General features: G+C 32.7%; 20 protein-coding genes. 10 read left to right on the forward strand and 10 right to left on the reverse strand.

Annotation, left to right across the window (positions count from 1 at the left end):
* Positions 1-57 precede the first annotated feature (57 nt).
* The 9 genes from mgtE to ABD859_RS04720 form a co-directional block, all read right to left on the reverse strand.
* Positions 58-1,407: a magnesium transporter gene (gene mgtE, locus ABD859_RS04680; RefSeq protein ID WP_345140934.1), complete on the reverse strand. Its 1,350-nt coding sequence runs from the start codon at positions 1,405-1,407 to the stop codon at positions 58-60.
* Complete coding sequence (gene rsmA, locus ABD859_RS04685; protein ID WP_345140938.1) at positions 1,391-2,176, reverse strand: 16S rRNA (adenine(1518)-N(6)/adenine(1519)-N(6))-dimethyltransferase RsmA; 786 nt, start codon at positions 2,174-2,176, stop codon at positions 1,391-1,393. Before rsmA ends, mgtE begins: the two co-directional genes overlap by 17 nt.
* A 177-nt stretch (positions 2,177-2,353) precedes the next feature.
* Positions 2,354-2,665, reverse strand: a complete 312-nt coding sequence (locus ABD859_RS04690; protein WP_345140941.1) for a DUF4286 family protein — start codon at positions 2,663-2,665, stop codon at positions 2,354-2,356.
* Positions 2,666-2,752: 87 nt separating this feature from the next.
* Complete coding sequence (locus ABD859_RS04695; protein ID WP_345140944.1) at positions 2,753-4,534, reverse strand: tetratricopeptide repeat protein; 1,782 nt, start codon at positions 4,532-4,534, stop codon at positions 2,753-2,755.
* A 50-nt stretch (positions 4,535-4,584) separates the two neighbouring features.
* Positions 4,585-5,427, reverse strand: a complete 843-nt coding sequence (gene lgt, locus ABD859_RS04700) for a prolipoprotein diacylglyceryl transferase (protein WP_345140947.1) — start codon at positions 5,425-5,427, stop codon at positions 4,585-4,587.
* A gap of 91 nt (positions 5,428-5,518) precedes the next feature.
* The gene (gene serS / locus ABD859_RS04705) at positions 5,519-6,790 is read right to left on the reverse strand and encodes a serine--tRNA ligase (RefSeq protein WP_345140948.1); all 1,272 of its coding nucleotides are present in this window, start codon (positions 6,788-6,790) and stop codon (positions 5,519-5,521) included.
* 79 nt (positions 6,791-6,869) lie between these two features.
* Positions 6,870-8,279, reverse strand: coding sequence for a tetratricopeptide repeat protein (locus tag ABD859_RS04710; protein ID WP_345140951.1), 1,410 nt, complete (start codon positions 8,277-8,279; stop codon positions 6,870-6,872).
* A 27-nt stretch (positions 8,280-8,306) separates the two neighbouring features.
* Entirely contained in the window at positions 8,307-9,203 is an 897-nt protein-coding gene (locus ABD859_RS04715; protein ID WP_345140954.1) for a hypothetical protein, read from the reverse strand.
* A gap of 139 nt (positions 9,204-9,342) precedes the next feature.
* Positions 9,343-9,882 (reverse strand): DMP19 family protein, encoded by a 540-nt coding sequence (locus ABD859_RS04720; RefSeq protein WP_345140957.1) that lies wholly within the window; start codon positions 9,880-9,882, stop codon positions 9,343-9,345.
* 199 nt (positions 9,883-10,081) lie between these two features.
* Between ABD859_RS04720 and ABD859_RS04725 the strand changes: the two genes are divergently transcribed.
* The 10 genes from ABD859_RS04725 to ABD859_RS04770 all read left to right on the forward strand — a co-directional run bounded on the left by ABD859_RS04725 (position 10,082) and on the right by ABD859_RS04770 (position 16,136).
* Positions 10,082-10,825, forward strand: coding sequence for a hypothetical protein (locus ABD859_RS04725; RefSeq protein WP_345140960.1), 744 nt, complete (start codon positions 10,082-10,084; stop codon positions 10,823-10,825).
* Between the two features lie 144 nt (positions 10,826-10,969).
* Positions 10,970-11,416, forward strand: a complete 447-nt coding sequence (locus ABD859_RS04730; RefSeq protein WP_345140963.1) for a protease complex subunit PrcB family protein — start codon at positions 10,970-10,972, stop codon at positions 11,414-11,416.
* A 102-nt stretch (positions 11,417-11,518) separates the two neighbouring features.
* The gene (locus ABD859_RS04735; protein WP_345140965.1) at positions 11,519-12,070 is read left to right on the forward strand and encodes a DUF6438 domain-containing protein; all 552 of its coding nucleotides are present in this window, start codon (positions 11,519-11,521) and stop codon (positions 12,068-12,070) included.
* Positions 12,071-12,083: 13 nt separating this feature from the next.
* Entirely contained in the window at positions 12,084-12,641 is a 558-nt protein-coding gene (locus ABD859_RS04740; protein WP_345140968.1) for a YdeI/OmpD-associated family protein, read from the forward strand.
* A 74-nt stretch (positions 12,642-12,715) separates the two neighbouring features.
* Complete coding sequence (locus ABD859_RS04745; protein ID WP_345140971.1) at positions 12,716-13,618, forward strand: PhzF family phenazine biosynthesis protein; 903 nt, start codon at positions 12,716-12,718, stop codon at positions 13,616-13,618.
* A 72-nt stretch (positions 13,619-13,690) separates the two neighbouring features.
* Complete coding sequence (locus tag ABD859_RS04750; protein WP_345140974.1) at positions 13,691-13,942, forward strand: DUF4304 domain-containing protein; 252 nt, start codon at positions 13,691-13,693, stop codon at positions 13,940-13,942.
* Between the two features lie 14 nt (positions 13,943-13,956).
* Positions 13,957-14,388 (forward strand): hypothetical protein, encoded by a 432-nt coding sequence (locus tag ABD859_RS04755; RefSeq protein ID WP_345140977.1) that lies wholly within the window; start codon positions 13,957-13,959, stop codon positions 14,386-14,388.
* 217 nt (positions 14,389-14,605) lie between these two features.
* The gene (locus ABD859_RS04760) at positions 14,606-14,968 is read left to right on the forward strand and encodes a hypothetical protein (protein WP_345140980.1); all 363 of its coding nucleotides are present in this window, start codon (positions 14,606-14,608) and stop codon (positions 14,966-14,968) included.
* Between the two features lie 51 nt (positions 14,969-15,019).
* Complete coding sequence (locus ABD859_RS04765) at positions 15,020-15,763, forward strand: hypothetical protein (protein WP_345140982.1); 744 nt, start codon at positions 15,020-15,022, stop codon at positions 15,761-15,763.
* Between the two features lie 10 nt (positions 15,764-15,773).
* Positions 15,774-16,136 (forward strand): DUF7716 domain-containing protein, encoded by a 363-nt coding sequence (locus tag ABD859_RS04770; RefSeq protein WP_345140985.1) that lies wholly within the window; start codon positions 15,774-15,776, stop codon positions 16,134-16,136.
* 57 nt (positions 16,137-16,193) lie between these two features.
* Here the strand turns inward: ABD859_RS04770 and ABD859_RS04775 are convergent, their stop codons facing one another.
* A complete protein-coding gene (locus tag ABD859_RS04775) occupies positions 16,194-16,421 on the reverse strand; it encodes a CDGSH iron-sulfur domain-containing protein (protein ID WP_012022943.1) in 228 nt (75 codons plus the stop codon).
* Positions 16,422-16,901 lie beyond the last annotated feature (480 nt).

Raw genomic sequence — 16,901 nt, forward strand, 5'->3', positions numbered from 1 at the left:
ATTACGCAGATTTTACAGATTTTAAATCACTGTAAGCGGTCAATTTGTGGCAAAAATTTAAAAGCCAAGAATTAGTTTGGCTACTCCAAAGTAGAGCATAATTCCAAAAACGTCATTCGTAGTTGTAATAAAAGGTCCGGTAGCAATCGCAGGATCAATTTTGTTTTTGTGAAGAAAAAGCGGCACTAAAGTTCCTAAAGTTGCGGCAAACATAATTACTACAATCATAGAAATTGAAATGGCAATCCCTACTAAATATTGTCCGTACATGAGAGAATGATATGCCAGTAAAAGTAATGAGATGATACTTCCGGAAATCATTGACACGGTAATTTCTTTACTAAAATAACTGCGGCTAAATTCTTTTAAAGTTCCGTTTGCCAAACCTTGTACAACGATCGCCGAGGCCTGAACACCAATATTTCCGGCTGTTGCCGAAAGTAATGGCACAAAAATAATTAAAGTTGAATATTTCTGGAAAGCGGTTTCGTTATCTTTTAAAACAAAAGAAGCTACAATCTCGATCACCATTCCTATTAAAAGCCAAGGCAAACGTGCTTTTGTTAATTCAAGAACGCTGTCATTAGTTTCAATATCCTGTGTAATACCCGCTGCTAACTGGTAATCCTTGTCGGCTTCTTCTTTGATTACGTCTACAATATCATCAATTGTAATTCTTCCCACCAAACGGCCAAGTTCATCTACAACCGGAATTGCCTCTAAATCGTATTTTTGCATGATACGCGCCACCTCAACATCTTCGGTATCGACATTTACAAAGTTTAATTTTCTAATATAAACTTCTCCAATTTGGGTTTTGGTAGAAGAAGTCAGTAAATCTTTAAGAGACAAACGTCCTTTTAGTCTGTTTTCATCATCAACAACATAAATAGAATGGACTCTCGAAACGTTTTCTGCCTGAATTCGCATTTCTTTTACGCAGGTTAAAACGTTCCAATTTTCGTTGACTTTTACAAGCTCTTTACCCATTAAACCTCCCGCCGTGTTTTCGTCATAGCGTAATAACTCGACAATGTCTTTAGCGTGCTCAACATCGACAAGCTCGGAGATAACTTCTGCCTTAATTTCCTGCGAAAGTTCGGCGATAATATCTGCAGCGTCATTTGTTTCAAGCTCGTCAAGCTCTTCTGCAATCTCTTTTGGCGAAAGTCGGCTTAAGATATTTTCACGCAGATCTTCTTCTAATTCCAGAAGAATTTCGGCGGTTTTATCACTATCTAAAACTTTAAAAATATAAGTTGCTTCGTCAAAATCTAATTCTTCAAGAATCTCGGCGATATCAGCGTGGTGAAGATCATTAAGTAAAACTTCAAGTTCATTGTCATTTTTCTTAACGATTAGTTCCTCTAATTGGTGGATAAATTCTCTGCTAACTTTGAACTCCATCGGCTTCTATTTTTTGAGTCAAAACAATAAATTCGTCAACGCTAAGCTGTTCCGGACGTTTATCAAAGATAGTGTCTTCTCGCAGTTTGTCTGATAAATTTAATGTTTTCAAACTGTTACGTAATGTTTTTCGTCTTTGCTGAAAAGCCGTTTTTACAACAGTAAAAAATAACTTTTCACCACATGGAAGACTGTAATCTTCCTTTCGGGTCATTTTCATCACACCCGACTTGACCTTGGGCGGAGGAATAAAAACATTTTCGTTTACAGTAAATAAATACTCAGTATCATAGAAAGCCTGTGCCAGTACAGACAGGATTCCGTAGGTTTTTGATCCTTTTTTTTCGCAGATGCGTTCTGCAACTTCCTTTTGAAACATTCCTGAAAACTCCGGAATCTGATCTCTAAATTCTAATGTTCTAAAAACAATTTGAGATGAAATATTATAGGGGAAGTTACCAATTATGGCAAACTGCTTATTTTCGTAAACCTGATTTATATTGTATTTCAGGAAGTCTTCTGAAATAATTTTGTCTTTTAATTTTGGATAATTCGCATCCAGATACGCCACAGATTCTGTGTCGATCTCAATTACTCTTGTCGTAACAGGCTTATCAAGTAAGTATTTAGTAAGCACACCCATTCCAGGTCCTATTTCTAAAACCTCCTCGTATCCTTTTAGGCTCAAAGTATCGGCAATTGCTTTTGCGATACTTTCGTCTTTAAGGAAATGCTGTCCTAAATGTTTTTTGGCTTTTACTTTTTCCATTTTCTTTTCTTGTTTGCCGCGAGGCTGCAAAAGTATTCTTTTTACCGCGAAGGCACTAAGAAGCAAAGCATTATTTTTTTATTTTTTTCTCGCCGCAAAGGCTCGAAGGCGCAATTTTCTTGTTCTTTATATGATTTTTTAAACTAAAAACTGCGACTGTGACTGAAAACTAAAAAATCAGTGCTCTGAAATAACCTCAAGTTCTGTTCTAAAAGAAAGCATTTTATCTGCAAATAACTCTAAGGCTTCTTTGTCAAACCTTGGCTGATCTTCCAGATAATATTTCTCTAAAGTATCTTTACTGTCTGTTACGTATTGTACAGAATAAGTAATCCCGCCCATTTCTTCTTCAATTAAAACCTTTACGATTCGTGCTGAAGAAAATTTTTGCGTCGCCAAAATCTCTGGTATGTGCTTTTCCTGCATCCATTTTAACCATTGATCGTGTGCGCTTTCGTGTATATTGGTAGTAACGTTGAAAATAATCATTTTTTTTTAGGTTCTAAGGTTCTGAGAGGTTAAGCAACTAAGCTTTTCCTCTTTGGAATTTGAGATTTTTAAATTGGAACTTATTTTTTATAAATTCTTATCTCCTCTTAACTCACGGTATTTTTTTCGGGCATCAACAAAGTAAATACTATCCTGATGATTAAAAATTACCTTTTCATATAAAGGCTTTGCCTTTTCTATATCTTTTAATTCGTCGTTGTAAATTTCTGCTGAGAAAAACAGTGCTTCATCTACATAAATTCCGTCGCTGTGATTGTCAATTATCTGCTGATACTGGCTTAAAGCCAAAGGATAATCTTTTTGACTTTCGTATATTTTTCCTAAACGCAACAATGTTACCGCTTCGATTTCCTGTCCTTTAAAGTTTTTCAAAACACTTTGAAACTGCGCAATTGCATCTTGTTTCTTATTTTGATACAGTAAAAAATCGCCTTTTGCAAACTGTTTCAAAGCTGTCTGCGTAGAGTCAGCAGCTGTGTTGTCATTTATAAGCAGGAAATATTCGAGAGCGTCGTTAGCAATTAATTGCGTATTGGCTGATTTTAATTCTTTAAACTGTTTTAAAGCCCATTCAAAATCGGTTTTAAAATAACTTGTTTTAGCCGCTTTTAAACTCGCTTCGTGCGCCATTACATCATTTTTTAAATCAAGCTGAATCTGCGAATAGTAAATCAACGCCTGATTGAACTTTTCTTCCAGAAGAAGAATATCTGCCAGTTCCATTTTGGCATCGGCCTGCTGATAAGCATTTAGATTTAACGCCAGGGCTTTTTTTACAATCGCTTTGGCTTCTTCTGTTTTCTTTAAATTAAAAGCAAAAAAATGAGCCTGAATTAATTGCAAAGATAAGGTAAATGGACTTACTTCATAAGTTACCAGTAATTGCTGCAGTTCGGCTTCAATGGCAGGATAATCTTTTTCCTGCGCCTTGTCGATTTTAATCTGCATTAAACTGGCATTACTCTTTATAAGCAGATCTACATCTTTTGTATTTTGAAGAATAAAATTCAGAATTTCAGAAGCTGTTTCAGTATCATCTTCATTCAAAGCAAACTGACTTAAATTTACAATACTCATTAACGATTCTGGTTCGCGCTTGTAAATGGCTTTTTCCTGAATAAATGCTTTTCCAAATTCTTTCTGCTGTATATAAAACCAGCTTAAATAATGATTCCAGAAAACGTCCTGATCTTTTTGAGTTCTTAAAATCAGTGCTTTTCGCATAGCATCTTTAAACGCCGTATTATCTGTCTCGCCGTTCATGAAACGAGAAAGCTGCATTTGAATTAAATTGGCATTTTGCTGATTATTATACGATTCTGTTAATAAAAGATCGATCATCAAATCGGTTTTTCCTAACTGTCCGTATAGCATTCCAACCTGAAAATTGAAATTATAATTCGGCTGAACCTGCATTGCGGTTTGATACGCCTTTAAGGCATATTCCAGCAAAACCTTTTTTTCGAAGGCATTTCCAACTCCATAAACATCGTTTGGATTGGTTTTTATTTTTTCGATTGCCTGTTCGTAGTAGCTTTTTGCTTTGGATTCGTTTTTCTGAAGCTGATAATTGTATCCTAATTCTACCAGAAAAACACCTTGCTTGTAACGGTTGTAACGTTCCAGGATTGTTTTTTCGGCAATATCAAACTGCTGTAACTGCTGATAACAATCGATAGTTCGCAGAAAGTATTGGGTATTAGAAGGCGAACTTCTTAAGAGATCTTCATAAATGATTTTGGCCTTTTCAAAATCGCCTTTATCATAGTAATTATTCGCTAATTGTTCGTTTTGAGAAAACGTAAGACCTGACCACAACAAAACGATATAGATAAAGATGTTTTTCATATTTCAGTTTTTAAAGTGGTATTTATTCAATAAACGCTCAGACGATTAATTTATATATTATCAATTTTTAATGTGTCGCTTTTGGGTTTTGATTTCCAAATAATCACAGCCAAACCAATTAAAACAAATGGAATACTTAATATTTGTCCCATATTAATCATCATGTTATCTTCAAAACTTTCCTGGTTTTCTTTGAAAAATTCGATAATGAATCTGGCGAGAAACAATAAAGTTAAGAAACATCCAAAAATTAATCCTTCTGATTTTCTAATTGATTTTGATTTGTACATAAAATATAAAATTAGGCAAATCAATAAATAGGCAAATGCTTCGTACAATTGTGTTGGATGTCTCGGAATCATATCATCTCTCTGAAATATTACGCCCCAATTTCCATTGGTTGGTTTTCCGTAAATTTCTGAGTTCATAAAATTTCCAAATCTAATAAAAGCACCGGCAACAGGAACTCCCACAGCCATTCTGTCTAAAAGCCACAAAAATGGAACTTTATATTTTCTGCAATATAAAATAATTGCAATAAGAACTCCAACGGTTCCGCCGTGACTTGCTAGACCTTGATAACCTACAAATTGATAAACTCCGGCAATTTTCTGAATTGGAAGTAATATTTCTATTGGATGTTTGAAAAAATAATCAGGTTCGTAAAAGAAACAATGTCCTAATCTTGCTCCTAAAATCGTTCCAACAATTACATAAACCAATAAACTGTCGAGATTTTCAAGTGATTGACCTTCATTTTTATAGATTTTTCTCAGAATGAAATAACCAAGCAAAAGTCCGATTGCAAAAAGAGCGCCGTAATATTTTAGAGGAAAACTATCTGTTATCATAAAAATAACGGGATCAACATTCCAATTTAAAATTCCGTTCATAATACTCTTTTTTAATTTATTCCTGATTTAAAATTAAGAAAACCTAACAGGTTATAAAAACCTGTTAGGTTAAATTCTTATGTTTTAAAATTTAATTTATAATATCAAATCCGCAGTATGGACGTAAAACTTCCGGGATTACGATTCCTTCCGGAGTTTGGTAATTTTCTAAAATTCCGGCTAAAACTCTAGGCAGTGCCAATGAACTTCCGTTTAATGTATGTGCCAGTTGTTTTTTTCCTTCTTTGTCTTTGAAACGTAATTTTAAGCGGTTTGCCTGAAAAGTTTCAAAGTTAGAAACAGAACTGATTTCTAACCAGCGGTCTTGTGCTGTAGAAAACACTTCAAAATCATAAGTCAGCGCAGAAGTAAATCCCATATCTCCGCCGCAAAGACGTAAAATTCTGTATGGTAATTTCAATTCCTGAAGAATGTTTTTAACATGCTCAACCATTCCGTCAAGTGCTGCGTATGAATTATCCGGATGCTCGATACGAACAATTTCTACTTTGTCAAACTGGTGTAAACGGTTTAACCCGCGTACATGTGCTCCGTAAGAACCTGCTTCACGACGGAAACATGGTGTGTAAGCAGTTTGTAAAACCGGCAGTTCGCTTTCGCTTAAAATAACATCGCGGAATAAATTTGTAACCGGAACCTCTGCCGTTGGAATCAAATATAAATCATCAACCGCGGCATGGTACATTTGCCCTTCTTTATCCGGCAATTGTCCTGTTCCATAACCAGAAGCTTCGTTTACCAAATGAGGAACCTGAACTTCATTATATCCTGCAGCTGTATTTTTATCTAAAAAATAGTTGATTAATGCACGTTGTAAACGAGCACCTTTTCCTTTGTAAACAGGAAAACCGGCACCAGTAATTTTTACACCTAATTCAAAATCGATGATATCGTATTTTTTTACCAGTTCCCAGTGTGGCTGTGCGCCTTCGTGTAAAACCGGAATATCGCCTTCTTCAAAAACATTTAAATTATCATCTGGTGTTTTTCCTTCAGGTACAATATCAGCCGGAAGATTTGGCAGCGTGTATAATTTATTGGTTAACTCAACTGCTAAAGCTTCTGCTTTTTCTCCTAGTTCTTTACTTTTTTCTTTTAATGTTGCTGTTTTTTCTTTTAAGATTGCTGCTTTTGCTTTCTCTCCAGCTTTCATTAATTCACCTATGTCTTTGGACAATTTATTAGATTCAGACAAAGTATTGTCCAGCTCCACTTGTGCAGCACGACGATTCTCGTCTAATTTCACCACCTCTTCAACAACGCTTTTAGCATCGATATTTCGTTTTGCTAAAGCCTTGATTACTTTCTCCTGATTCTCTCTAATAAATGCAATTTGTAACATAGCTTGATTTTTATAACTATTGTATTTTTTTATAACGGAAGCAAATTTAAGGAAATGTTTGATAAGATATTCTGCTGATTTATTCTTTTATGACTTTAAAAACTTCAACTGTTTCAGCAAAAGTTACTTTTAAAATATAAAACCCTGAATCTAAACCAATAACATTTATAGTTCCGTCGCTGGTTTTTCCTTTTAAAACTGATATTGATTCGAAGTTAAAAAATTCAAAATCGAAGTTTTTAGAAGTAAAATTTTCAACTCTGATTTCGGTTTTTGCCGGATTTGGAAAAACAAAAGGCTTGTTTGTAACCGTTTTTTCGAACTGATGTTTGCTGCAGGCGCTTTCTAAAAGTTCGTCTAAATCATATTCATCGTAAGCTAAAGTATAATTGAGCTCTTTTGCTTTTTGAAACAATTCGCAGGCATCGTTGTATTTTTTCTGGTCGAGATAAATGATTCCAAGATTTTTCATCGCATACGAATTGTTTTTATCCATTTCTAATGCAGCTTTCAAATCAGCAATTCCTTTTTTAGATTCACCCAGTTTATGATAAATCAAACCTCTGGTTGTCTGTAAATCTCTTCCGCCATAAGCAGCGGTTCTTTCAATAATCTGCTTCTCATATTGAAAAGCTTTTTCGATATTTTCAAAGGCTTTTTCATATTCTCCCGTATCACTCAATAACCTGGCGAGTCCCCAGTATGCGTGGGCATGATCTGGTTTTTCGATTACAATTTTCTCTAAATAATAACGCGCCAAATCATTTGATTTTCTTTGTTGCAACAATGTTGCAAAGTTGTATAAAATACGATAATCATTGGGCGCGTTCTTAATTGCTTTGTGGTAGTAATTATACGCTGCATTTTCCATTTCCATGCCGGCATAAATACTGGCTATGCGATCGTAAAGTTTACTTCTAAAGACTGCCGTTTTCTTTTGAGCAGAATCAGAAAGCTTTAGATTTTTGTTTTTAGGATCTTTGTCAATGGCAAATTCTACCTTTTTTAAATCTTCAATCGCCAGCGTATTATTTCCAAGACTAATACTTAAAACGCCGCGATTATAGAGATCATTAATTTTTGTGGGATTAAAATTGGTTCTTTCGTTAATTTCGACCAGCATTTTTAATGCTTTTTTGACACTTTCTTCGCGATCTTTATTAAACGGAAGTTTATGATCTGTTCTGCCGGTCATTTTGCCGTGAGCAAAATTCCAGGTCACCAGTTTTTCGCCTTGTTTATTATACTGAAAACAATCTCCGTCTTTTAGTCCGTCTTTATCGAAATAGAAAACTTCATTTAGTTTTCCGTTAGAATAATAGGTTTTTGAACTGTCTGGTTTTTTGTCTTCACCATACCAAATTGCGACCGAAACCTCTTTGTCATCATAAAAATAACGCGTAACATTCTCAGACACCTCTTTTTGTTTGTCTTGAGCCAGCATAAAAATGGGACATACAAATAAAACAGTAAGTATCTTTTTAAACATTTTGTAATTTTAATTTATAATGGGAATTTATAAAAATCGGCTGCGATCGTCTTTATGAAACAAATAAGTTTTACCGTCAAATTTTAATCTTTGAAATTCTTTTTTGACTTTTAAATCGTTTTTTTTCTGAATATCGTTTTCAAGATCCTCTTCAACAGCATCTTCGTAGGTAAAAACTTTTGAAACCATTAAATCATAAAAACCGTTTGTCTGCATGTCCGAAATACTCATTCCGGTTTCTAAGGTTTCTATTTGATATGTTCCGCCGCCATTAGAATCTCCATTTGCAGAACGAATTGGATATTCGTATAAAACTTTTTTCATTTTCCTGCCGTCGAAAGTTATAATCGTAAATTTTTCTTCAGAATACATTACAACTCTGCTGTTTGAATATACTTCTGTACTTAAAGCAATCGCTTTGGTTTTGTCATTTAATTGCAATAAATCCTTCAGAATATAGGTTTTAGCAGCTCTTAAACCTTCATTTTCATAATAACCAAGATTTTTATCTGTTTCGACATCCAGAATTTTTCCATCTTCATTATTCGCAAAAACATATTTCCTTTCGTAGAAATTGCCTAAATCTTCTTCATTTGATTTTGCCTTTTCTGACTTTTTAGTGATAGAGATAACGAAAAAAGTAATCTTATCACTATAACAAATAGAACTTACATCTTCGGTTTTAATAGTCGCATAATTGATGTTTAGATTTTCTGCCGTTTTCTTAAGCAGACTCAAATCGAGTTCATCTGAAGGAATAATGTATTCGCTTTTTTTGAAAATCAGCTTTTCGACTGCTTTGGGGCTTTCAGACTGAACTGCTAACGATGGGGCGTTTTCTTCAATACGCTGTTTTTCATTCTTCCCGCAGGAGAACAAAAACAGAAAAGCGCCGCTGAGAATTAAGTAGGTGTTAATTTTCATTGGTTTTGATTTTAAAATTAGGGGCTATCAAATATAAAATATTCTGAGTAAGCTTTTTAAATTAAATCAAAAAAATACACTTATAAATTTAAAAATTCGCAAAAACAATCGCAAATCCTCAAAAATTAAATCAATGAAATTATGCCCTTTTAATCTCGTGTCCAACAAATTCTTCCAGAACGGCAAACATTTCGTCTACAGAAAGCACTTCAAAGTCGGGATGATTTTTTAAAAAATCAGCATTTAATTCTACCAGATTTTCTTCTAATTCAAAAAAGGCATTGTTGTTTAAAGCATCACGAACCGGGTTTACACCTTCTAATTTACCTTTTAGAAATTTACCCAGTTTTATATTGCTCATAATTCTAACTTTTTTGCTTTGTTCCTGAAACAATTCCAGATGTTTTTGAGCGCCTATTAAAGCCAGGCCTTCTTCAATTAATTCGTTTAATTCTTTGTTCCAGCCGGAATTATAAACAAACTGCGAAAAATTGCCCTGCGTATATTGCGAATAGTAATAATCCAGATAATAACTGGTAAGCGCATCTTCATGAATAAGTTCGTCATCTACACCTTCTTCACGCATTAAGTTTATTACAGAAATATTAGAGTTTATTATATCCTGAGAATTTTCACTTTTCATTGCCGTTTCTGAAACTAATATTCTACCGAATTCCATTTGAGTTTATTTTTAAGGATTTGTTCTGCAAAGTTGAGAGAAAAAATAATATAATTCACAATCTTTTTATTGGTTAACGCAACCATTTAAAAAAATCATATCTGTATAGTATCACACTTTTATAGATTATAAAAGTCCCAGAAATATATTTTTAAATTGTATTCAAATCTTTTTTGAATATACTATTCATAGACCCAATATGAAATTTTACGAAAGATATTTAAACGGAGAAACAGAAACCGTTTACAACGACATTGATAAATTAGGTGAAGATGCTTTTCTGCCTGAAAACATTGCTGATATTGAAAAAGTTTTAACCGAAACATTTGAAAGAACGGCCCATAACTTAACGGTTATTTATAATGAACTGAATAATATAAATTATCGCTTTAAAACCAATTTTCAGTTCAACTTTGAGCGACCGCTGGTAAAACCTCTTTCGAATACTGATCAGTTATTAAGAAGACTCGAAAAATCTGTAGAACCTTTTGGGTTTATTCCTGCCTCATTAAAAATGTTTTATAAAATTGTGGGAGCCTGCAATTTTAGCTGGGATTATGAAACTAATGAAGATTTTATCTGGGAGCGCGCCGATCCTATCCAGATTGTAAGTCTCGATGATTTTGTTTCGCATATTACAGATGAGTACAGCCCCGAAATTTTTCAGGAATGTTTTAATGAAGATGGTTTTGTGTCATTAGATCTTTCTTCTGATTATCTGCACAAAGACAATATTAACGGAGGACTGCCTTATTCTCTTCAAATTACATCAAAACAAAGTATCGATGCGCCTTTTTTACGCGAAGAACACAATACTACTTTTATAAATTATCTTCGAATTTGCTTTCAAAACTGTGGCTTTTCGAGAATTACAAACCCAGAATATGCCAATGATTATTTAAGCTTTTTCGAAAAAGTGAAACCTCAGTTAAAGATGATTTAATACTTTAACAAAAATTGAAGTCGAGGTTATTAAAACGTTATTCATCATAAACTTAACATTAAAATACGCAACTATTTAAAGAAATCATATCTGTTTAGTAAATAGCATTTTACAGTAAATGCTAATTAACTAAAACCAAAAATCATGAAACAGATTTTATTTATTTTGAGTATTTTCTTTACACTTACAAGTTGCAGCAATGATGACTCTGCATCATCAAAAGTAGAATTTACAGAAGTTTATCATGGAGATTTTTTCAATGGAGATTACAACAATCCAAAAGCGAATCTTGTTATTAAAGACTTAGCAGAATGGAATAAGTTATTGGTAAAGCTGAACCTTGACATTAAACCCTGGCAAAACGCCATAAGCACAGATATTGACTTTGAAAAATATCAGGTAATTGCAGTTATTGATGAAATTCGCAACTACGGAGGTTATTCTATAGATATTACCAAAATTACTCAGACTAACAATTCAATATCAGTTAAGGTTGAACAATTAAATTCTGGAGGTCTTGCTACTGTAATTACGCAGCCGTACCATATTGTTAAAATACCTAAAAGCAATAAAAAAGTAGTTTTTGAATAAAGTTTTTCCTTTCTCTTATTTGTTATACTTTTATAAAACCATAAAGACAGTAAATATTGTTTTTATGGTTTTATAATTTTAAGGAATGGAATAAATAAAACTATGAAAATAAAGTTTTTGCTAATTATTTTAATTGTATCATTGCTATCTTGTTCAAAAAAAGAGAACTCTGATAATCAATTCAAATATTTTGAATTTTCATATAATGATACCTTTGGAAGTTGTTTTAGCATTAAAGCGACACCGAATGACAGTATTTATATTCGGGAACATTGGAATGCATATGGTATTTGGGACAGCACTCATATACCGAAAGAAAAAACAAATTATATTGCTGTTATAAGTAAGACAGACAGAAAGCAATTAATGAAGTTAATTACTCAAACCCAGCTTAAAAAATACGATTCTATTTATGACGAAAATTTTGCAGATGGTATGACTTACATTTTTTATATAAATAAAGATTCTATTCAAAAATCAATTTACATACATAGCCATAAAAACAATGTCCCAAAAGAATTAGATTCCTTAGGAAAATGGATTTACAATTGGAAAAAGAAAGCAAAATTAATCCAGACTGATAAAAAACTGACTTTTAAAAGTTCGAAATATATTCTGCCGCCTCCACCGCCTCCGCCAATAAAAACTGAATAAACAACTTGATCAAATGAACCCAACTTTCTTTTCAACCCAGGAAAAATTCAGAGAATGGCTAGAAAAACATTCCGAAAAAGAAACCGAGCTTTTGGTTGGTTATTATAAAGTAAAAAGCAAAAAACCAACAATGTCCTGGTCAGAATCTGTAGATCAGGCGCTTTGTTTTGGCTGGATAGACGGCGTTCGTAAAACCATCGACGACGAAAGTTATACCATTAGATTTACTCCAAGAAAAAAATCCAGCATCTGGAGTGCGATTAATATTAAAAAAGTCGAAGAACTCACAAAAGCCGGACTTATGAAAGAAGCCGGAATAAAAGCTTTTGAGCACAGATCTGAAGAAAGATCCAGAGTATATTCACACGAAAAAGAAGCTTATGTTCTTGATCCAGAATTTGAAAAACGATTTAAAGCCAATAAAAAGGCATGGGAATATTTTGATAAGCAGGCGCCGTCTTATAAAAAAGTTATAATTCACGTGATTATGAGCGCCAAACAGGAAAAAACCAGAATTTCCAGACTCGAAAAAGCTATAAACATAAGCGCTGAACAGAAACGAATGTTATAAAAGCTGTTGTTTTGAATTTTTTTAAACTGTAACTTTATTCCGTCTAAACAAAGTCAGCTATAAAAAAGGAAAATATGGACGGAAGAACAGCATTAGAATATTACGTTTTAGATGTGTTTTCAAACGAAAGCTACAAAGGAAACCCGCTTTCTGTAGTTTTTACAAATGGAAATCTAAAACTCGAAACCTATCAGGACATTTCTAAAGAATTTCGCTATTCTGAAACCTCTTTTGTTTATTATTCGACAAGAGAAAACGCACTTATAGTTCGTTCGTTTACCCCAACCGGAATCGAAATCGACGGAGCAGGTCATAATTTATTGGGCGCAGTCTGCGGTGCTCTCCTAAAAGGAATGCCTATTTTTGATGAACAAAACGAAAGCGAACCTTTTGTAATTATGAAACATTCGGCGATTCCGTTAAGCGTAAGTTTCGATTCGGTTACTTTTTATCCTACCGTTCAAATGCACCAAAAATCAGCCGTTATTAAACAGGAAATTCCAACCTATAAAATTGCAGTGGCTCTTGGCTTAAAAATCGAAGATCTGGATGTAAATGCTTTTGTACCAACAGTGGTTAAAACAGAAGTCGCACACGCCATGGTTCCTATAAAAAATAGTCAATTACTTAACAGCTTTGTTCCAGACAATCAGCTTTTAATCGAGATCTCAAAAGAATATAATTTTGAAGGATTTTATTGTTTCACCATTGCCGAAGAAGGTCAGGAACATATTGTAGAAACAAGATTTTTTAATCCAATAATTGGTATAAATGAAGATCCGGCAACGGGAACCGCGGCAGGTCCATTAATTGGATTTCTTACTCAGAAGAAATTCACTAAATCCGATAAAGAATATAAAATTCTACAAGGCGTAAGATTAAAACAAGCCTCAATGATTGAAGTTATGAACCGCGAAGAAGATATTTTAGTAGGCGGTTCTTCAATTATTACCATGAAAGGCGAACTTTATATATAATCTTAACTTTTAAACGTAGTCTTTTTACTACTTTTGTGTTTTATGAAAATTTGACTTTTTAATTTTTATAACATGAAACCAAAAGACTTAATTACAAAAAGCATTGAAGAAACTTTAGCTGAACCTTTAGCAGAAATTGGATTTTCATTTTCTAAAAACACTTTGACTTTTAAAAGAAAGGTTGATGAATTTGTTCAAAGCATTCGCTTTCAATGCAACAAGTACAATCAGGAAAATGTCTGTGCAGAATTTTGGACTTCTTTTGGTGTTTCATCAAACAAATATCAAAATGGTATAAAACTGAATTTGGAAAAAAGAAAGTAAAAAATTAAATAGTGATGAAATTTTATTTCCCAACAGTATATATTGAAGAAAGTGTGAGTTTTTCTTTGCCACAAGAGTTTTTCACTGATTTATCATATTTCATAAATGAAAATCCTCCTTTACCTATATCACCAATAGAAGATATTCTTAAAACAGAAGATTATTCGATAATCGCAATTATTTCTTCAAAAAGTAAAATAAATGAGGTTTTGTTGCTAGGACCTACCTACATTAAAAAAAACAAAGAGGTTGAATTTACTATATTTATTCCATTTTTTCGGACAATGAATTTAAAAAAGAGAATGGAATATGTACTAAACGAAGTTTTAAAAGGTATCTTACTAATATATAAAAAGTACATTAAAAATTCTGCTGATGCTTTAATGATTTTGGAAAAAATAAAAATTCGATTAATGGAAAAGTATGATTTAAACTCAGTCAAATAAGTAATCTAAATCCGATAAAGAATATAAAATTCTACAAGGCGTAAGATTAAAACAAGCCTCAATGATTGAAGTTATGAACCGCGAAGAAGATATTTTAGTAGGCGGTTCTTCAATTATTACCATGAAAGGTGAACTTTATATATAATCTCAATTTTTAAAAGTAGTCTTTTTACTACTTTTGTGTTTTATAAAAATTTGACTTTTTAATTTTTATACCATGAAACCAAAAGACTTAATTACAAAAAGCATTGAAGAAACTTTAGCAGAAATTGGATTTTCATTTTCTAAAAACACTTTATCATTTGATAGAAAAGTAAATGAATTTGTGCAGATAATTTCTTTTCATTGCTGTAAGTACAATCAGGAAAATGAATGTGCAGAATTTTGGACTTCTTTTGGTGTTCTATCGAAAAAATATTCAAAATGGTATCAAGCCGAATTTAATGAAAACCCCGTAAATGATCTTTTAGGAAATTCAGTGGATTGGAATATTAAAGACTGGGGATTCCCAATACTAAATGGCCAAAGAGAACTTCATTTTCAAATCACAGATGAAAAAGAAAGAAGAAATTCAAATTAGATTGTCTAAATATTTTGGGCGATAACAATTTTTATTCAAAAAAAAATTTTCATGACATTTTACCAAAGATATATAAACGGAGAAACAAAAGAGGTTTACGACGATATTCATAAATTAGGTGCAGATGCTTTTCTTTCAGATAATATTATTGACGTCGAAAAAGTGCTGACAGAAACTTTTGAAAGAACTGCATATAACCTCGATATTATTTACAAAGAATTAGTCAATATTAATTATGTTTTTAAAACTGACTTTCAATATAATTTTGAACGTCCATTAATAAAACCTCTAAAAAATACTGAATCATTGCTCCAAGAACTTGACAAATCTGTTAAACAATTCGGGTTTGTTCCCTTGTCTTTAATAATGTTCTATAAAATTGTTGGCGCCTGCAATTTTGCCTGGGATTATGACACTAATGAAGATTATATCTGGAATTGTGCCGATCCTATTCAGATTATTAGTTTAGATGACCTTGTTTCGATGTATACAGATGAGTATGCACTAGAAACTTTTGAAGAATATTATAATGAAGATGGTTTTATACATCTTGATTTGTCTGCCGATTATTTACATAAAGACAATATTAGCGGCGGTGCTCCATATGCATTACAAATCACTAAAAATCCAAGTGTTGATTCTCAATTTTTAAATGAAGAACACAATACTACGTTTATCAATTATTTAAGAATCTGTTTTGAAAACTGCGGTTTTTCTCGAATAACAAACCCAAAATACAAAAATGATTACCAAGCTTTTTTTGAAAAAGTAAAACCTCAGCTAAAAAAAATATAAGAATTACATCATGACCGATTTTAAAAACAAAACCTGGATTTTAAGCGACTTTATAAAATTTGTTCAGGCAAAAAAAGATCGCTCAACAAATTATAATCCTGATTATAACTATGATATTTATGCTCCAGATGATAATAGTCGATTATCGGAAGAAACTATTATCTATGTTGGAGAGACTGTTCAGGTTGATGATAATGACAATGAGACTTTTCCAGATATTGTTAACCAAATGAATTATTGGTTCGAATATTCATGCAGCAATTTCCAAGATGTTATAGATTTAGCAACAGAACAAAATCCTTCTGTTAGTGTTTCCAAAATAGTAGAATGCCTAAATTATTATAGTGAAAATGATGATTTCTTAGATTTATAAATAAAAAAGCTGCATTCAGAAAAATGCAGCTTTTTAATATTCTAAACTTAGAAAATCTTAGTTTGTTTTCATTGGCGGCAAATCAAACGCAACAGAATCGTGTTCGAAATTGTTTCTGTGACCTCCATCGCAAAATGGTTTGTTTGCAGATAATCCGCAGCGGCAAAGTCCAAGTGCAGATCTTCCTTGTAAGCCGTAAAGCGCTCCTTCCGGATCCATGATTTCAAAATCACCTTCAATTTTGATAGATCCGTTTTTATTGATGATTAATTTAGTCTTGCTCATAAACTTGTTTTTTTGTTTTTTTTCTGAGGCAAAGATTGCGAAATAAATCCCGAAGATTTTACTGCAAATGCTAGTTTAAACTGGTTCTATTTTATGAGAGTTTATAATAGAAATTTACAGATTTTTAAAATGAATATCGATCGTTCCTACGGAACTTTAATTGGATAACGTTTTATTTTCAACGGATTAAAATCCGTTGTTAAAATATTTTTCGAGCCAATGGTTCTTTGTAAAAAGTTCCGGCAGGAACAATTTATTTTGTAGTAACGGATTTTAATCCGTTGAAGAAACGAAACCAGAAACTAAAGTTCCGTAGGAACGATTCATATTAATTTTAAGTTTCATTTTAAAAATCCGCTTAATCTGCCGAATCTGCGAGAAAAAAATCAATAAAAAACTTCGTAAATCTCTGTGCTTTTTCTCAGTGAATCTCTGCGTAATAACGAAATCTCAATTCTATTGCTTATTTTTGCACTCAAT

It is taken from the genome of Flavobacterium ginsengiterrae, assembly GCF_039539785.1.
Lineage (GTDB): Bacteria > Bacteroidota > Bacteroidia > Flavobacteriales > Flavobacteriaceae > Flavobacterium > Flavobacterium ginsengiterrae.

Coding starts and splice junctions, on each gene's coding strand:
- mgtE (WP_345140934.1), bottom strand. CDS start 1,407: ATGGAGTTCAAAGTTAGCAGAGAATTTATCCACCAATTAGAGGAACTA.
- rsmA (WP_345140938.1), bottom strand. CDS start 2,176: ATGGAAAAAGTAAAAGCCAAAAAACATTTAGGACAGCATTTCCTTAAA.
- ABD859_RS04690 (WP_345140941.1), bottom strand. CDS start 2,665: ATGATTATTTTCAACGTTACTACCAATATACACGAAAGCGCACACGAT.
- ABD859_RS04695 (WP_345140944.1), bottom strand. CDS start 4,534: ATGAAAAACATCTTTATCTATATCGTTTTGTTGTGGTCAGGTCTTACG.
- lgt (WP_345140947.1), bottom strand. CDS start 5,427: ATGAACGGAATTTTAAATTGGAATGTTGATCCCGTTATTTTTATGATA.
- serS (WP_345140948.1), bottom strand. CDS start 6,790: ATGTTACAAATTGCATTTATTAGAGAGAATCAGGAGAAAGTAATCAAG.
- ABD859_RS04710 (WP_345140951.1), bottom strand. CDS start 8,279: ATGTTTAAAAAGATACTTACTGTTTTATTTGTATGTCCCATTTTTATG.
- ABD859_RS04715 (WP_345140954.1), bottom strand. CDS start 9,203: ATGAAAATTAACACCTACTTAATTCTCAGCGGCGCTTTTCTGTTTTTG.
- ABD859_RS04720 (WP_345140957.1), bottom strand. CDS start 9,882: ATGGAATTCGGTAGAATATTAGTTTCAGAAACGGCAATGAAAAGTGAA.
- ABD859_RS04725 (WP_345140960.1), top strand. CDS start 10,082: ATGAAATTTTACGAAAGATATTTAAACGGAGAAACAGAAACCGTTTAC.
- ABD859_RS04730 (WP_345140963.1), top strand. CDS start 10,970: ATGAAACAGATTTTATTTATTTTGAGTATTTTCTTTACACTTACAAGT.
- ABD859_RS04735 (WP_345140965.1), top strand. CDS start 11,519: ATGAAAATAAAGTTTTTGCTAATTATTTTAATTGTATCATTGCTATCT.
- ABD859_RS04740 (WP_345140968.1), top strand. CDS start 12,084: ATGAACCCAACTTTCTTTTCAACCCAGGAAAAATTCAGAGAATGGCTA.
- ABD859_RS04745 (WP_345140971.1), top strand. CDS start 12,716: ATGGACGGAAGAACAGCATTAGAATATTACGTTTTAGATGTGTTTTCA.
- ABD859_RS04750 (WP_345140974.1), top strand. CDS start 13,691: ATGAAACCAAAAGACTTAATTACAAAAAGCATTGAAGAAACTTTAGCT.
- ABD859_RS04755 (WP_345140977.1), top strand. CDS start 13,957: ATGAAATTTTATTTCCCAACAGTATATATTGAAGAAAGTGTGAGTTTT.
- ABD859_RS04760 (WP_345140980.1), top strand. CDS start 14,606: ATGAAACCAAAAGACTTAATTACAAAAAGCATTGAAGAAACTTTAGCA.
- ABD859_RS04765 (WP_345140982.1), top strand. CDS start 15,020: ATGACATTTTACCAAAGATATATAAACGGAGAAACAAAAGAGGTTTAC.
- ABD859_RS04770 (WP_345140985.1), top strand. CDS start 15,774: ATGACCGATTTTAAAAACAAAACCTGGATTTTAAGCGACTTTATAAAA.
- ABD859_RS04775 (WP_012022943.1), bottom strand. CDS start 16,421: ATGAGCAAGACTAAATTAATCATCAATAAAAACGGATCTATCAAAATT.